Source organism: Pseudomonas sp. BF-B-26 (assembly GCF_019956495.1).
Taxonomy (GTDB): domain Bacteria; phylum Pseudomonadota; class Gammaproteobacteria; order Pseudomonadales; family Pseudomonadaceae; genus Aquipseudomonas.
Genome location: NZ_JAHBDP010000052.1, coordinates 70,487 through 86,934, shown reverse-complemented (window position 1 = coordinate 86,934; position 16,448 = coordinate 70,487). Strand labels below are relative to the sequence as shown.

13 protein-coding genes are annotated in these 16,448 nt (G+C 53.6%); 5 read left to right on the top strand and 8 right to left on the bottom strand.

All coding sequences use genetic code 11. The features are described from left to right. Nucleotides 1–22 precede the first annotated feature (22 nt). Together KGB03_RS04130 and KGB03_RS04125 are read left to right on the top strand one after the other, a co-directional pair. Nucleotides 23–1,546: an O-antigen ligase family protein gene (locus KGB03_RS04130; protein WP_223526412.1), complete on the top strand. Its 1,524-nt coding sequence runs from the start codon at nucleotides 23–25 to the stop codon at nucleotides 1,544–1,546. A 5-nt stretch (nucleotides 1,547–1,551) separates the two neighbouring features. Next, nucleotides 1,552–4,170, top strand: a complete 2,619-nt coding sequence (locus KGB03_RS04125; RefSeq protein WP_223526411.1) for a glycosyl hydrolase family 5 — start codon at nucleotides 1,552–1,554, stop codon at nucleotides 4,168–4,170. Between the two features lie 64 nt (nucleotides 4,171–4,234). Here KGB03_RS04125 and KGB03_RS04120 read toward each other — a convergent pair whose 3' ends face one another. Further along, on the bottom strand, nucleotides 4,235–5,881 hold the full coding sequence (locus tag KGB03_RS04120) for a phosphoethanolamine transferase (protein WP_223526410.1): 1,647 nt from the start codon (nucleotides 5,879–5,881) through the stop codon (nucleotides 4,235–4,237). A 257-nt stretch (nucleotides 5,882–6,138) separates the two neighbouring features. Between KGB03_RS04120 and galE the strand changes: the two genes are divergently transcribed. Continuing rightward, nucleotides 6,139–7,116, top strand: coding sequence for a UDP-glucose 4-epimerase GalE (galE, locus tag KGB03_RS04115; protein ID WP_223526409.1), 978 nt, complete (start codon nucleotides 6,139–6,141; stop codon nucleotides 7,114–7,116). A gap of 44 nt (nucleotides 7,117–7,160) precedes the next feature. On the opposite strand, the gene KGB03_RS04110 is transcribed toward galE, so the two are convergent. The 6 genes from KGB03_RS04110 to KGB03_RS04085 all read right to left on the bottom strand — a co-directional run bounded on the left by KGB03_RS04110 (nucleotide 7,161) and on the right by KGB03_RS04085 (nucleotide 13,380). Further along, a complete protein-coding gene (locus KGB03_RS04110; RefSeq protein WP_223526427.1) occupies nucleotides 7,161–7,892 on the bottom strand; it encodes a CpsD/CapB family tyrosine-protein kinase in 732 nt (243 codons plus the stop codon). A 68-nt stretch (nucleotides 7,893–7,960) separates the two neighbouring features. Further along, a complete protein-coding gene (locus KGB03_RS04105) occupies nucleotides 7,961–9,520 on the bottom strand; it encodes a GumC family protein (protein ID WP_223526408.1) in 1,560 nt (519 codons plus the stop codon). A gap of 20 nt (nucleotides 9,521–9,540) precedes the next feature. Continuing rightward, a complete protein-coding gene (locus KGB03_RS04100; protein ID WP_375154736.1) occupies nucleotides 9,541–10,596 on the bottom strand; it encodes a hypothetical protein in 1,056 nt (351 codons plus the stop codon). An 86-nt stretch (nucleotides 10,597–10,682) separates the two neighbouring features. Then, nucleotides 10,683–11,240, bottom strand: coding sequence for a polysaccharide biosynthesis/export family protein (locus tag KGB03_RS04095; protein WP_192409720.1), 558 nt, complete (start codon nucleotides 11,238–11,240; stop codon nucleotides 10,683–10,685). Nucleotides 11,241–11,680: 440 nt separating this feature from the next. After that, nucleotides 11,681–12,178, bottom strand: coding sequence for a hypothetical protein (locus tag KGB03_RS04090; RefSeq protein ID WP_192409721.1), 498 nt, complete (start codon nucleotides 12,176–12,178; stop codon nucleotides 11,681–11,683). 548 nt (nucleotides 12,179–12,726) lie between these two features. Continuing rightward, the gene (locus KGB03_RS04085; RefSeq protein WP_008155786.1) at nucleotides 12,727–13,380 is read right to left on the bottom strand and encodes a peroxiredoxin; all 654 of its coding nucleotides are present in this window, start codon (nucleotides 13,378–13,380) and stop codon (nucleotides 12,727–12,729) included. A gap of 330 nt (nucleotides 13,381–13,710) precedes the next feature. Here KGB03_RS04085 and KGB03_RS04080 point away from each other — a divergent pair, with 330 nt between their 5' ends. Next, on the top strand, nucleotides 13,711–14,427 hold the full coding sequence (locus KGB03_RS04080) for a glycosyltransferase family 25 protein (protein WP_223526407.1): 717 nt from the start codon (nucleotides 13,711–13,713) through the stop codon (nucleotides 14,425–14,427). A 99-nt stretch (nucleotides 14,428–14,526) separates the two neighbouring features. Here the strand turns inward: KGB03_RS04080 and KGB03_RS04075 are convergent, their stop codons facing one another. After that, nucleotides 14,527–14,856, bottom strand: coding sequence for a hypothetical protein (locus KGB03_RS04075; RefSeq protein ID WP_008146735.1), 330 nt, complete (start codon nucleotides 14,854–14,856; stop codon nucleotides 14,527–14,529). Nucleotides 14,857–15,042: 186 nt separating this feature from the next. Between KGB03_RS04075 and potE the strand changes: the two genes are divergently transcribed. Beyond that, nucleotides 15,043–16,446 carry a putrescine-ornithine antiporter gene (gene potE, locus KGB03_RS04070; RefSeq protein WP_192409724.1) on the top strand — a complete coding sequence of 468 codons (1,404 nt, stop codon included), beginning with the start codon at nucleotides 15,043–15,045 and terminating at the stop codon, nucleotides 16,444–16,446. The last annotated feature ends 2 nt before the right edge of the window (nucleotides 16,447–16,448 follow it).

Below are 16,448 nucleotides of genomic sequence, written 5' to 3'. Positions count from 1 at the left end.
CAATCAATAAGTCCAATCATCCATGCCTGAGCACTTCCGAGCGTTGATTGTCATTCTGGTCCTTACTGGCATCGTTTTTGCCATCGCACGTCGACCAGCGGCAGACCTGATTCCCGACCGTAATTTCACTCGTCGGCGCAATCTGTGGTTCGTATTGACGCTACTGGCATTTGTTTCGCACAGTTTCTGGGTGTACGCAGGCATTGCCGCGATCGTGTTGACCTTCGCACGAAATCGCGAGCGCAATCCCGTGGCGCTATTTTTCCTTCTGCTGTTTCTCATCCCGCCGGCCACGGCGGAGATTCCGGGCTTCGGCCTGGTCAACTATTTTTTTGCCCTTAACCATATTCGTGTGCTGGCGCTGTGTGTGTTGCTTCCGGCTTTTTTCACGCTGCGCAAGCGCGCCGACACGGTCCCTTTCGGGCGCACCTGGCCTGACAAAATATTAGCCGCCTACCTCCTGCTGACGAGTCTGCTTTTCCTGCGCGAAACCACCGTCACCGACACCTTGCGCCAAACGCTCTACCTGTTCATCGAAGTTTTTTTGCCTTACTACGTTGCCAGCCGGGCGCTGAAGAACCTCAGCGACTTCAAGGACGCTCTGTTCGGTTTTGTACTCGCCGCCATGGTGCTGTCGCTTATAGGTCTCTTCGAATATGCCAAGCACTGGCAGCTGTACAGCGCGGTTGTCTACGCCATGGGCATGCAATGGGATTCCGGCTACTTGAGCCGGGGTGGCTCATTGCGCGCCAGCGCCACTACCGGCCAGGCCATTGCGCTGGGCTTCGTCATCAGCGTGGCCATCGGCTTTTACCTGTACTTGCAGGAGGAGGTCCGTAGCAAATTGCAGCGCAGCCTCGGCGCACTGTTGCTCGCCGGTGGTCTGTACGCACCGCTGTCGCGTGGCCCCTGGATCGGTGCAGCCGTCATGATCGTCGTGTTCATCGGCACCGGCCGTAAAGCAATCAAACGCCTGATGCTGCTGGCCGCCGCCGGGGCGCTCACCCTGCCCGTGCTGGCCATCGTGCCGGGCGGGCAAAAAGTGCTTGATCTGCTACCGTTTATCGGCACGGTGGATGTCGAAAATATCACCTACCGGCAGCGTTTGATTGATAACGCCGTGATCGTTATCCAGCGCAACCCTTGGCTGGGTTCTTTCAATTTCCGCAGCACACCGGAAATGCAGTCCATGATTCAGGGCCAGGGGATCATCGATATCGTGAACACCTATATCGGCATAGCGCTGTCGTTCGGTTTGATTGGCTTGACGCTTTTCGTGGTTTTTTTCGCCAGTGTTCTGCAGGGCATCCGCAAGGGGATGCGTTCGTTCCCCAACGAAGACGATGAGGCGCGCCGACTCGGACGTGCACTTCTGGCGACACTGGCCGGGATCCTGATCACCATCGTTACCGTTAGCAGTATCACGGTCATCCCCGTGGTGTATTGGTCGGTAGCTGGACTGTGCGTGGCCTACGCTCAGATGGCACGCAGGCTCAAGCACACCTCGACGGCCGTCTCGGCGAGTACCCATCTCCAACTCAGGTAGACCCCATGATCCAGTTGTCTCGCCGCCCCCAGATACTGCTCCTGCTGTTTTTGGCTATTTGGCCGATTCGTATCTGGGCGTCGGACTGGGTCGTCAGTGTGGATGAGCGCAACGGCCTGCCAATGCTGGAGCGTGGTGGCAGTCCGGCAATCGCTACGACATTCTCGTTCTTTGGGCGCAACTGGGACTGGACATATTTGCAGACCGAATTCAAGGTAAACGCCCCTTATCGATACTCCCTTGCAGGCAAAAACAAAGCGCTGGATTTCGACTTGACTGCGCAGATTCAGAAGCAAGACGAACAAAAGCTGACCTGGAACTTTGCCGTGGATGCACACAGCGGGAAGTCGGGCGTTTCAGGTGGTGGCATTGTCTTCGAATTCGACCCCGCTCTTTTCGCTGGAGAAATGGGCGAGCCCACTTTGCTGCCCGACAACCGCGGCTGGACCTGGGGCAATGCGCAAGGGCGACGCATCGAAATGCGCTTCGAGCCCGCACTGGCGAGTGTGTACTTGGAACCGGGCAGTAAATCCGAGGTGCGTGCTTTTTTCTACAAGAACACGATCAAACCTGGCCGCCAGGAATTCACAGCGACCTTGAGCGTTTCTGGCGATGTGGCGGTCGGCCCAACCATTACCGAGCGTTTCGGGCTATCGGACCCAAAGAGCTGGCCGACTGACAAGCTCGACTGGAAAACCTCGCCGGTCGACCTGTCTTTTCTCAACGCTCAAGAAAAACCTGCAGGCAAGCGCGGCTTCGTCAAAGCCTCCGGCGAGCAATTGCTATTTGCCGACAACACTGCGGCGCGTTTCTGGGGCACCAACCTTTCGGCCTACGCGCTGTTCCTCACCTCAGACGATGCAATCAAGCTGCAGGCCAAACGCCTGTCGGCACTGGGTTTCAATCTTGTACGACTGCACCACCATGACTCGCCATGGGTCTTCCCGAACATCTTTGGCGATGGCAGGGTCACGCGCAGCACCCAGCAACTGAGCCCAGAATCGCTGAAAAAAATCGACTGGTGGATCAAATGCCTCAAAGACGAAGGCATTTATGTGTGGCTCGATATGCACGTCCAGCGAGTCTTTACTGAAAAGGACAACATTTATGGCTTCGATGAGTTGCCAAAAGAAGAACAGAATTTCACCTATCTCAAGGGCTATTCCTATGTGAATGTCACCATTCAGCAAGCCATGAAGCGTTTTACCGAAGCCTACCTGACCCATGTAAACAGCTATACCGGGCTCGCCTACAAAGACGACCCGGCGATTGCCGCCGTACTGATCACCAACGAAAACGACGTCACCAATCACTTTGGCAATGCCCTGCTGCCAGACAAGAATTTGCCGAAGCACAACCGCGTCTACATGGCGGAGGCCGAGGCTTTTGCCAAACAGCACAATCTGTCTGCAGACCAGACCTGGCGCTCCTGGGAGCCAGGCCCCTCCAAGATGTTCCTCAACGATCTGGAGCGACGCTTCAACGTCGACATGATTCAACACCTGCGTGGAATAGGCGTGAAGGTCCCCATCGCCACGACCAGTAGCTGGGGCCGCAATGGCCTGAATTCCCTGCCGGCCCTTACCGCCGGCGACGTAATCGATGTCCATAGCTACGGTGGCTCGGGGCAGGTCGAGAAAAACCCGCTCTACAGCGACGGCATAGTGAATTGGATTGCCGCCGGCCAGGTCATCGGTAAACCCTTGACCGTCACCGAGTGGAACAATGAGCCCTTCCCGATACCAGACCGTCACTCGCTGCCACTCTATATCGCCGGCACCGCCAGCCACCAAGGCTGGGATGCACTGATGCAATATGCCTACAGCCAGGAACCCATGGGGGGCGTAGGGATGAGTGCCAACAACTGGCACGCCTATAACGACCCAGCAATGCTGGCCACCCTGCCCGCCGCCGCCTTGCTTTATCGCCGTGCAGACGTTCGCGAAGCAACAACGACCTACGTCTTCGCGCCGACGTCAGCCACCCTGTTCAACCAAATGATCACACCGGCCAACTCTGCTCTCCTGCGCACAGCCATGGAGAAAGGCAAGCTGGAAATCGCGATGCCACAGACGCCGGAATTGCCCTGGTTGCAACAGAGCGTTATCCCAAGCAATGCACAGGAATTTCATGACCCTGGCCAATCGCTGCTGGACGCCAATGCCATCGAGTCCACGACCGACACCGGTGAGCTAAAGCGCAACTGGAAACAAGGCGTCTACACCATCAATACGCCGCGCACCCAGGCCGCTACCGGTTGGATCGGGGGTGAGTCGATCAGCCTTGGCAACATTAAGGTTCAAGTGAAGACCGCCAATGCCAGTGTGGTGGTGCAAAGTCTGGACGACGCGCCTTTGAGCCGATCGCAGGATTTACTGATTTCGTTAGGCACCCGGGCCATCCCCCAGGACGGCGACAAAATACCTTTTTACGTTGAGCCCCTCGAGGGCACGCTAACCATCCAGGCGCCGCAAGGCTTGACACTGTTCACCCACGGCACTCTGGGGCAAATGAAGAAGCTGCCCGCGACCTACCTTGATGGCCGCTATACAATCAAGTTCGACGGCTTGCAGGCGTCGAACTGGTTGTTCTTGAAAAAAGATGTCACGCAAGCACAACCTTAGGCGACGCGCAGCCGAACTCAACCTGATGGGACAACGCCTTGCGGCGTTGTTCAGCGAGGGTTATTTAAAGGGCGTCAAAATCAAACGATGGAACATAGCCTGCGCCGAGCAGGTATGGGCATTTCGACGATACAAAATCATCACTCAATAAATCCTCCGAACTTTTATACCTGCTCGTGAAAACCCCTGTGATATTTAAAAGCGTATGCGACAAGGAGGATATGCTGATTTTCTGACTTTCTCTCTCCTTCAACTTTAAAAGCTTGAGCGATTGCTGGCTTGAAACATTATCGGACGCCCAGATAAATGCCGAAACCGGGAGATCATATTTATTGCCAATGCCATGACCCAAGAGCCCTCGACTGTCATCCATCATGTTTTCACCATGATCCGATGAATAAAACAAGACAGATGGTTTTTTGCTTGACTTCAACTGATCAATAAGGGTGCTCAATAGCCAGTCAGTATACAAAATACTATTATCATATTCTGCGGTGATTTTGTCTTTGAAGTTGTCTGTTGACGGCTTGAACTTAACGAAACTTTCCGGGTATCGGCGTGAATACTCGAAATGACTGCCCTTGACATGAATAAATATGGCTTTCTTTTGTGTATCGCTTTTATTTAGTATCTTTTCATATTCTGAAATCAATGCCCCATCATAGCTTCTCTCAAAATACTGACGGTATTGTGCCTCTGCGGCTATTTGGGGAATTATTCCGCCAAAACTATCAACCTCTTGCACAGACAACCAATAGGTCATGTACCCGGCTGCGCGATATATACTCACCAATGATTTTGTTGACGCAATGGCATCCCAATCCGATATAGGCTCAAGGCTCAGCATTGAAGGAACCGCAAACGAGGTATAGGGGGCTGTCGTGCAGATCTGATTAAACTTGAAAAGTCCTGCCTGCTTACCGAGATTCGGGGTTGTTTCCTTGTTATAACCGTAGAGGGACCAGTTCTGCGGCCGTGATGACTCACCGATGACAAAAACAAGGGTTTCTATATTGGATTGATCCGACATACTGGTTATTTTTACATCAGATTCCCGACGGCGTTTGATAAGGTTCTCCGTCCCCAAATACAGGTTTGCAGTCAGGGCAACTTGTGACAAATAACCTACTGGCGTACTTTGGTCTTTTGCAAGGAGATCCATGACTGCAGATTTCCCGAAAGAATTAAGTTTGACGGTTTTATAAAAATACGCCCCATACCCCACTACCAAAGCGCTAACAACCAAAACAAAAACACCTTTGTTTTTATATAACTCGCGCTTATGCAGGCCTATTAATCCAGCCCCATAGCACGCTATGAAAATCACCAAAACGACACTGATGGGCTGCCAATAGGTCGGCAGAAACTCGCTGGCTTCCTGATAGTTTGTCAAGCCAATAAATATATAGGCAGCTGTTAATCTCGAGTTGAAATTCAACACCAAAAAGAGATCAATAGCGGCTACCAAATAGAACGGTAGCAGAATAATGTGAACCTTGAATTGACTGGATGAAACAAATCTAATTGCCAAAAGCCACAACACCGACATGCCAAGGGTGTAAACGACCAACAAATCAACTTTAGAGTATTGATAGTTTGCCAGCGTTCTAACAATCAACGGTGATAGCAGAAATGACCACAATACTAAATTTGGCCATTCTGCTTTAACTATTTTTAATGAGTAATCGATAATTTTGGCAGGATTTTTCATTTGATAATTATCCTCGCAGGATGCCCAAATGCCTCCTCAGAGGGTAGCTTCAATTGGCGCGCTCGCTGCAACGTGTTCGAAATATTCTCTCCTTTGGCGTTCCAAACGTAGCGAGTCGCAAGGCTTGACACTGCTCACACTTGGCATTGCGGGGTAAATGAAGAAGCTGCCCGCGACCTGCCTTGATGGCCGACTACAATCAAGTTCGACTGGCAGTAGCTTGCACAGCGATAGAGCCCAGGAAATCGGAGATCAGGATGAAATTTTTGGTGGTGGGTGGCGCGGGTTATATCGGCTCGCACATGGTGAAGCAGCTACTGAGTTCAGGTCACGATCTTGTGGTGGCAGACAATTTCTCAACGGGTTATCGCAGCGCGTTGAGGGGCGGGACATTGGTCGAACTGGACATAGCCGACGAACAGGCGCTGGATGCCCTGTTTGCGGGACACCACTTTGATGCCGTGTTCCACTTCGCCTCCTTTATACAGGTGGGCGAATCCGTCGCTGAACCTGCCAAGTACTATCAAAACAACCTCGCCGCCACCCTGACGCTGCTCCAGGCGATGGTTCGTGCCAGGGTTAAAAACTTCATTTTTTCCTCGAGCGCCGCCGTCTACGGAGACCCGGTGTATGTACCGATCGACGAGGAGCATCCCAAGGCCGCGATCAACCCTTATGGACGCAGCAAGTGGATGGTGGAGCAGATGCTTGAAGATTTCGACCGCGCCTATGGGCTCAAATCGGTCCGCCTGCGCTACTTCAATGCCGCCGGAGCAGACCCTGAAGGACAGTTAGGTGAACGCCATGAACCGGAAACCCACCTGCTGCCCCTGATCCTGCAAGCAGCCTCCGGACGGCGCGCCACCGTCACCGTCTATGGCCGTGATTACGATACGCCTGACGGCACTTGCATTCGCGACTACGTCCACGTTGTCGACCTCGTTGCCGCTCACGCGCTTGCCGTGGATTATCTGCTGGCAGGAGGTGCAAGCACGGCGTTCAACCTTGGTAACGGTCAAGGTTTCTCAGTACAGCAAGTGATAGATACCGCGCGCTATGTGACCGGCCAGGATATCTCTGTCAGCGAAGCGCCACGTCGCGCGGGCGATCCACCACGCCTTGTGGCCGATCCCCACAGGGCCAACACATTACTGGGTTGGCAACCGCAATTTGACTCACTTGAACAGATAGTGGCGCACGCCTGGAGTTGGGAGCAGAAGTACCCTTGGAACTGACCGTCGGCGCTAGCCAATAGCGCCGACTTCCTGCAGGTGATGCTCTAGTAGTAAGAGCGATTTTCGGGTTCGGCTTTGTTCAACACCGTGCCAACCAGATTGGCTGTTCCAAGATGATGCAGGCTTTCCTCGATCTCTTTCCTGCTGTTCAATCCGTTAGCGACAACGAGCAGGACGCAGTCGAACCTGGGCAGGACGTTAATCACATCATCGGAACTCAACAACGGCGGCAAGTCGAAAATCACGATGCGTGAGTTGTAGCGCTCGCGCAGATCAGCAATCAAATAGCTTACTGCAGGCGATGACAACACCTCGGTGGAAAGAGGAATCGGCTCACGCGTCGGCAGAACCACAAAGCGCGGCAAGGTCGGATTGACCAATACTTCTTGCAGTTCGGCTTCATCTGCCAACAATTCATTAAGCGATTTATCCATCGGCAGACCCAGGTATTCACCCACCTTCGGACGACGCAAGTCGAAGTCCACCAGCAACGCCGTCTTGGTCGTGTGATGCGCGATACTCATCGCCAGGTTTATAGCCAACACCGTCTTGCCTGCCTCTGGAGTCGGCGAGGTGATGGCGAGCGTGCGCCAGCCATTTTCCTCCATGATTTTTAGAACTTGTGTACGCAGTAGATCGAATGCCCCGCTCATACTCGAATTTTTGTTGTAAGCCACAATGCGGTTGCGCTCAAGGTGATCCGGGCGCAAAGGTACAACCTTGGTTTGCACATAACTGAGTGCATTCAGACCTGTGGACTGCGCGGTCGGCGTCATGGCTTTTGACGAGGTCTGTTGCTCGGCTTTTTCGGTATCGGGATTGAACATTTCCATGGCTATATTCCTTACGTAAACCGGCCCAGAGCTTTAAACATCAGAAGATCCAGAGGCATGTAGAGGAAGTGCAGGAGCACCAGAAAGATCGCGATTGTCGCGACTCCAATGACGATCAATAGCATTCGCCACTTCCTGCGGCGTGCCAGTTCAGCCTTGGTGTGAATGTAGGGAATCGAAACCAATACGCGTCTACCCAGCACGCTGGCCAAGGCCTGGGCACCGCGCACACGCTGACTCATCATCTCGAGGAGCATCACCAGCGCGCCAGCACCCACCGGGGCAAGCAAGAAACCCATGGCAACCACTTTTTTACGGTTCGGCCGTACCGGCTTCTCGGGCATCAGCGGCGACTCCAGAAGAACAAAACGCTCGGCTTTGTTTTCCTGCTCCAGGCTTTCGGAAATTTTCGCACTCATTTCCTTCGTGCGAATCTCCTCATATTTTTTACGAGCATTATCATGGTCACGCATCACCGTGACCAAGCCGCGCTCGACTTGCGGCGTCTCAATAATTTGTGCCTCGTATTCGGCTATTTTTCCAAGTATTTGCTGCTTTTGATCGGCCAGCGACTTGATACGTGCTTCTGCTGCGGTGATCCGCGCCTGGGCCTTGGCAACGTCCAGATTGACCGAAGCCGCTGCACCAGCACCTTTGCCAGCCTCAAGTGCAGCAATTTTGCGTTTGACGGCACGCACGTCGGGGTGGGCTTGCGTATACAGCGACTGCAACCGGGTGTACTCCGCTTTGAGGCTAGCGAGATCCTGTGGTTTATCAACTGCCGCACCGGCTGTTCCAGGCTTGGTCGCTAGCCCGGCATTCGCGGCGGAAAGCTCCAGCTCATTGAAGCGCAAGTCTTCACGGGCAGTTTTGTAGTCACGGTCGACCTCTTTAAGCTCGGTTTCAGCGCGCGTCAACATATTCATGCGCAGCTCTTGATGCTCGGGCAGCGCGTTACTGTGTGCCTGCTTGAAGTCCGCCAACCGGTTCTCAAGGGCTTCCAGTTCCACCCTGAGTTTGTCCGCCTCCTGCGTCAGGAACTCGGTCGTTTCACTGGCGCGTTCGGTGCGCTGCTTGATGTTTTCATCCAGAAACAGCGTCACCAGCTCCTTGGCAACTTTGTTCGCAATCTCGGGCTGACTGTGTTCAAAGGAAAGACGGAAAGCAATCGTCACCTCTCCGCGCCCCTTGACGGCAGCACTGACCAGCGAGACCACAATCGCATTTCGCATTTCTTCGATCTTCTCGCTAACGCTCAGTTGCCGGCTTTGCGAAGCAAAAAGATTGTATTTGTCGATGATCCCTTCTAGATGATCTCGGGTCATCACGCGCTGGCGAATAACTTCGATGCGCTCATCGGCAAAGGTATTGTTGTTGGCCGCCACCAGGTCTGGCGAAATCTGTTGAGACTCCACCAGAATCGTGCCGGATGACTCATAGGTCGGCGGGAGAGAGATCGCTACTGCTATGCACACGCCGAGTATGACCACGAAACTCACGATCAACAGCAGGGCGTGGTGCTTGATGATAGCTAGGTAGTCGTTGAACGACATTTCGTATTCAGTGGCCATATTTCTCACGCAGCTGAATTTCAGAGACCGGGATAACTATAGGTCAACGTCAGCCCGACGACGTTTGCAGTGGCATCCGGCAAGCCATCTTGCTGGCGTTGTTTGTATGTGTAGGATAGGCGTGCAATCCAAAAAGGCGAGAGTTCTTGGCTAAACCAGGCACTGTAATTTCGCAGGGTATTCGGCGTCCGGCCTTTGGCATCTTGCCAGGAGGCATCGAAACCGGTGCGCCGGGTCTCGTCGACGGCGTAGCTCCATGTCCCCCTCAGGGCATCAACCTCGACGAAACCGCCGTCCCCGCTGGCGAGAGTGCTACGACTGGCGTCGATGCTGGTATCAATACGCTCACCGGCATATTGCAACAATAAACCGCCCTGGCCTTTAGGGCCGCTACCTGTGCCGGAGACTTGGTTGAGGCCGGCGTAGGCCGTCCCCTTAAGCCGCTCGGAGAATTGAACATTCAAGCCGACCGTGGGGGTGTAGCTGTTCGAGGAAGCCACTGCGGAGCCCTTTTCCGGCTCATAGCGCCTCACGCCCAAACGGGTGAACAGCTCGACCTGCTCACTCCATGCATAGTTCAAGCTGAAGCGGGTCGCCAGCTCGTCATAGTTAGTCAGAGAGGCAACATCGTAAGTGACATGAGTGTAGTCAGTCTCGTTAACCAGGGTACTTCGCTCGCTGAGAGCAGTGCTCCAGTTGCCGCCCACCAAATACATCTTTTGCGTGCCATCGGAAGCAACTACGCCGGTTTCCTGAACCACCGTGGAAAGCGTAGAGTTTTCTTCATATCTCGCCACAAGCCCAAAAGCTCCCGTTTCGGTCTCTCGCTGCCACCCCAACCTTAACCTGGGATCTTCACGGTCTGAAACGACGGACGTATCCGACGAACGCACGATATTTACCCCCAGACCGAACTGGAACTCATCCCGTCCGGAAGTACCCACGAGGCTGTAATCGGGGGCGATGATGGTGCGAGTCACCCCTTTCTCATCACTCGTGAGCAGTAGTGGATTGCTGTCGTACTCGACCGTCGAAGGCACTGCTATAGCTGATTGCCAAGTAGCAGCATGGGCCATGTCCGAACACGACAAAGCCAGGATTGCCGTCGCAATCCCGGTCGTTCGAAATTCAAGCAAGATAATCCTTAGTGCTTCGCGCAAGGCTAAGGCACGACCAGCGTATCGCCGGCTTTAAGTGGAAAATTGGTGGACATGTCATCCCCCGACATCAACTTGCTGTAGTTGACGTGCAGGATCTCTTGTCTAGTCCCATTGGGTCGCACGACCTTAATGTCGTCTTTATCGGCGAATTTGTCGAGCCCACCCGCCATGCTTATTGCCTGCAGCACTGACGTTTGACCGGACATATGCACGGTGCCGGGCTTCAGCACTTTGCCCTGGACGTAGACGACATTACCTTCGGTGCCGGTGACGACAGCGCTCACCTGCGGATCAGGTATGAATTTCTCAAGTTTGGCAGCGATTTGCTGCTCGACAGCGGTGGTATCAAGCCCTTCAACATCGACTCGCCCTACCAGCGGGAAGGTAATGCTGCCATTGGGGAGTACGCGTACATCCTGTTTGAGCTTGTCTTCGCCCCAAACGGAAATGGAAAGGCTATCTCCCTGATTCAGCTTATAAGCCCCGTCCTTTTCGACGGCATTGGAAATGCTGGGCCAAACGGCCAGCGCGCACAGCACAGGTATCAATGAACGGAACATCGGGATCCCTCCGTCTAAGTAGCCATGCAAGGAGTTTAGAACAAAAAAACCTAGTCAAATGACTCTAGCCTATTTCCCGCCAAAGAAACTAAAACAGCAATCACATTGAGCTTGCGGGCGGTCAACGCCAATGCAACACACCCAAAACCGGAACGTTAGTGCAAAACAGCAGAATCGTGTTATTTAACAATAGGTTGGAGCGAGCAAATCACCTCCGACGTATTTCGCGCCAATATTAACGACATCACGCCTGTTTTAACCGGCTCAACCGCGCCACTGTCACCCTGACGATGGCTACGTTTGCCTGCGCAACTAACTGACATCAACAATTACATCGCAATGACAGACATCATCCGCAAAAACTATATATAAAGCTGTGTATCTACCCGCCACCAGAGTGACCGTTTAAACACCTTATTTCCAAAAACGTTAACAACCCGCTATATCTTCCGTCGGTTGGCGACCACAATAAAACCTAACAAAGCAGAAGAAAATAACCAGGCTGCCGCAGAAAGCGGTACTGCATTGGGTTGGTTGATATCAGATACCCCAACCAGACTTTTATCCTGGAGAGATGAATCAATTTTGAATTTCTTATTATCAACCGCCGCCATTAATCCGTCACGGGAAGAAGAATTGACGGATACATCCACGCCTGAGTCAGCGTGATGATTGACACTGTTAGCTTTCGCAGAAGGGGCATCTTCGAGGTGAATATCAGTGGTCAATGAAGGCAAGCCAAGGCCTTTTCCGAAAGTAAACAGTGCGCCACCCGCGTGATCTTTGAGAGCACTACAAAGTTGAGGCCCCAACTCCTCGCAAGCGCTGCTTATGCGACTAATTTCATAGGCCAAACTGGTCGCCTGAGCACTAGCAACGGCTGCACCATTCAGGATCACAGACAACAACACAAATTTAATGACAAGTGTTGAGCGCATAACACCGCCTCCTTGCGCAGGGGGTTATTCTTTTGTCGGTTGAAGGAATCTTTATCGGCTAAATTGAGCCTATAAGCACATCGCTATTACGTCAATGGTCCGTCACAATAATAAATCGAAATTTCATTTTAGGAGGATGACGTCAAAATAACGCCACAACAAGCACGTCAGTCCCGTGAATTCTATCCATGTGAAATAGCTTCACGCCTGGACGTCAGCTCGCACCAGGATGCTGGCCCACGCCCGGCGTAGCGCCCTCCACCGGGCAAGGAAGCATCTTGGCAATGGCATAGGTTCGACCGACGACGACGCCTGTAAAGATGGAGTGTGTCGGCGACTTTCTGAAAGTACCTGGCGGTCGAGAGTTTTTGACGCATGAAGACGGCATGACAGGTAAAGGCTTCCCGTGCATTCTCAGCCCTGGAACACTGTGGAAGTCTCGGCGCTGCGCCAGGAACCCTGCTCAACCTCCTGGCACCCACGCCGAGCAGATCAATGCAATGCGCGCAAATGGCATCGCGATTGAATACCGGATGAAGGACTGACCATTACTTCGGTTGCGCCACCGTACGCAAATAAGGTTTCACCGTCTTGAAGCCATCCGGGTACTTCTTCCTGGCGTCGTCGTCGGATACCGACGTCGGAATGATCACGTCCTCACCCGGACGCCAGTTCACCGGTGTGGCAACCGTGTGCTTGGCGTTTAACTGGATAGCATCGAGCAGGCGTAACACTTCATCGAAATTGCGCCCGGCACTCATCGGGTAGACCAGCATCGCCTTGATCTTTTTATCCGGGCCGACAATGAACACTGAACGCACCGTGGCGTTGTCCACGGCAGTACGAGCGCCGCCACTGGCGTTCGGGTGAATCATGTCGTAGAGCTTGGCCACCACCAGATTCTCGTCGCCGATCATGGGGTAGTTGACCGCATGGCCCTGGGTTTCTTCGATGTCTTTGGCCCAGGTCTGATGGTTACCGACCGGGTCGACGCTGAGACCGACAATCTTGGTGTTGCGTTTGTCGAACTCCGGCTTGAGCCCGGCCATATAACCAAGTTCAGTGGTGCAGACCGGGGTGAAGTCCTTCGGATGTGAGAACAGGATGGCCCACTTGTCGCCAATCCATTCATGGAAATGGAGCGTGCCTTCGGTGGTTTCGGCGGTGAAATCCGGTGCTTCGTCGCCAATTCGAATGGTCATGTGCGTTTTCCTCGCTGTGAAGGGTAGGGAAACTCTCGGAACGGACCAGTATAGGAGACCTTGAAGACTTCGTTTTTCACCCACGCCGAAGGGCTGGCATCAGCGGTACATGCTCGGACCTGTCGTGAAGCTGTTCACTTAAGCTCGGTGTTTTCAAACGGGTGCAGCACGCCGATTTACCAGACTAAAACTTCATCCAGAAATGCTGCCTATACTGCAATCCGGGGTCGATAGAGAAAACGGGGCGGCAGTGCTTGCGTATGATTTTTTCCGAATTCTGCGGGTTCCCCGATCCAACGGCCCCGATTGTCTGCGCTAAGGACCTGACAGATGAATGTGATCGAGTATTTTGATCGAGTAAGAATCATCAATATCTCGTCAAGAAAGGATCGCCGTTTAGAAACAGTCGAAGAATTCACTCGCAACGGCTTTCACATTGATGATGAAAAAATAGGCTTTTTTGAGGCTGTTACACCCAGTGAGGGAAATGGTTTCCCGAGCGTCGGGGTCCGAGGCTGCTTTTTGAGTCATCTGGGGGTGCTGGAAGAAGCAATGCGCCTGAATTTGAAAAATATCTTGATCCTGGAAGACGACATACAGTTTTCCAGACACATTTCTCAATATGGCAAAGAGGCCATCGAGTCCCTGGAAGGTATGGAGTGGGACATCGTCTATTTCGGGCATCCGTTTGAAGAAAATTCAAACGTGCCCACTTGGAAAGCAGTCGACCGGCCAATATATTTAGCCCATTTCTATGCTGTAAACGGGAAATGCTTTGGGAGATTGAGGGATTTCTTGTTCCAGATTCTGGAGCGGCCGCCGGGACATCCTGACGGAGGTCCGATGCATTATGACGCTGCTCTCAATACGCTTATTCATAGGAATAAAGAAATTTCGGCTTACTATTTCACTTGGAATTGTGGCTATCAAAGGCCCTCGCGGACGGACCTGCATGAGCTTTCCATCCTTGACAGGGTGCCCCTCCTGCGGCCGGTAATGGGCCTGCTCAGGAAGTTAAAGGCAAAAAACCTGAGAAGAACCCGATAGTTTTCTCTCTTCAGGGAAGGTCTGAAGTACCCAATGCCTGACGTAACCCGCCCGGCACGGCGCAGGCGCCGTGCCGTGGATTTTGGCGGACCGCCCTCCTCATTTGCGCGCCAACTTGTACCGGACGCATTCCTCGTAAAAGCTCTCGCGCAGGGCCGCGGGTTTCATCCGCGAATGACTGTCATAGGTCTGCTCGGTAATGCCCATCGCCATCATGTGCATCCATGGCTTGCTGAATTTGTAGGTATGTAACTTCTGCCGCGCTGCATACAGTGAAACCCCGGACAGCTTGAGTTCCTGGGCTCTCGCCGCAGTACCTGCGCCCCAGCTGCAAATGTAACGATCATTCGATGCCAGCTCTTTGGCCTGGACAGAGGCGGCAACGCTCGCCAGGCCTAACGAAATCAGCGCAACCATCACATTCCGCATTTGCATTCGATCCTAACTAACTGAAAATAAATTGATTCTGGTCAAAAGTTTCAGTCTTCGGGGCCAGCAAAATGCCTTAAGTGCGCTATAGCCTGTTTTCTCCGTGTTCTTACGGACACTTCTTGCGCCAATGCAATCCTTTGCTATAGCTAACGCTCTTCTCCCGCCAACGAATGAGGCAACGGAATGTCAGTCGCAAAGAAAATGACCGTAGGGCAACTGACGATGTTGACCGCCGTCAACATGTTGGGCTCCGGCATTGTTCTACTCCCCACTAAGCTTGCAGAAGTCGGCGGTATTTCCATCCTTTCCTGGCTGATCACGGCTACCGGCTCCCTGGCGCTGGCCTATGCCTTTGCACGCTGCGGGATGCTCAGTCGAAAGACCGGGGGGATGGGCGGCTATGCTGAATACACGTTCGGCAAGGCGGGCAACTACATCACGAACTACACCTATGGCCTCTCGCTGTTGATTGCCAACGTAGCGATCAGTATTACGGCAGTCGGCTATATCCAGGAGCTGTTCCATGTTGAACTGGATTCACTGCAAGTGGGTCTGGCGACCATCGCTCTGTTGTGGATCACCACTTTCGCCAACTTCGGCGGCGCGCGGATTACCGGCCGGATTGGTGCGGTTACGGTTTGGGGGGTGATTGCGCCGGTGGTGCTGGTGTCCACCATTGGCTGGTTCTGGTTCGACAGCAGTGTCTACGCCGCTGGCTGGAACCCCCACAACATGGGCTGGTTAGACGCCGCAGGTGCATCGGTGGCGATCACCTTATGGGCATTCCTCGGCCTGGAGTCGGCGTGCGCCAACACCGATGCCGTGGAAAATCCGGAAAGGAACGTCCCCATTGCGGTACTTGGCGGCACCCTCGGTGCGGCGGTGATCTACATCGCCTCCACCAACGTAATCGCCGGTATCGTCGGCAACCCGGAACTGGCCTCCTCCACTGCACCGTTCGGGCTGGTCTTTGCCAAGATGTTCACCCCTATGGTCGGCGACATTGTGATGGCTGCGATGATCCTCGCGTGCATCGGTTCGCTGCTGGGCTGGCAATTCACCATCGCTCAGGTCTACAAAAGCTCAGCGGACACCGGTTACTTCCTGTCGATCTTTGCCAAGTCCAACAAGGCCGGAACACCCATCATCGGCATGCTGGTGCTGCTGGCTGTGCAGACGGCGCTGGCTTTACTCACCATCAGCCCGGACCTGAGCAAGCAGTTCGACACTCTCGTTAACCTCGCGGTGGTCACCAATCTGGTGCCCTACATCCTCTCCATGGCCGCGTTGATGACCATTCAAAAGGTATCCAACGTTCCGGCGGGCTCGGCGCTGATAACCAACATCATTGCGTGGGTGGCAGCGGCTTACAGCTACCTGGCGCTGTACAGTTCGGGCGCACAGGCACTGATGCTCGGCGGCGTGGCAACGATCTTTGGTTACACGCTGTTCGGCTTCGTCAACAACCGCCTGATCCGCCTCGAAGCGCTCAATAACAGCGTACCGACACAGACCGTCAGCGCTCAGCACCTCATGGGTAAGCCAGTGCCGGTCAATAACTTGCAAGCAGTTAGAGTGGAGGCTTAATC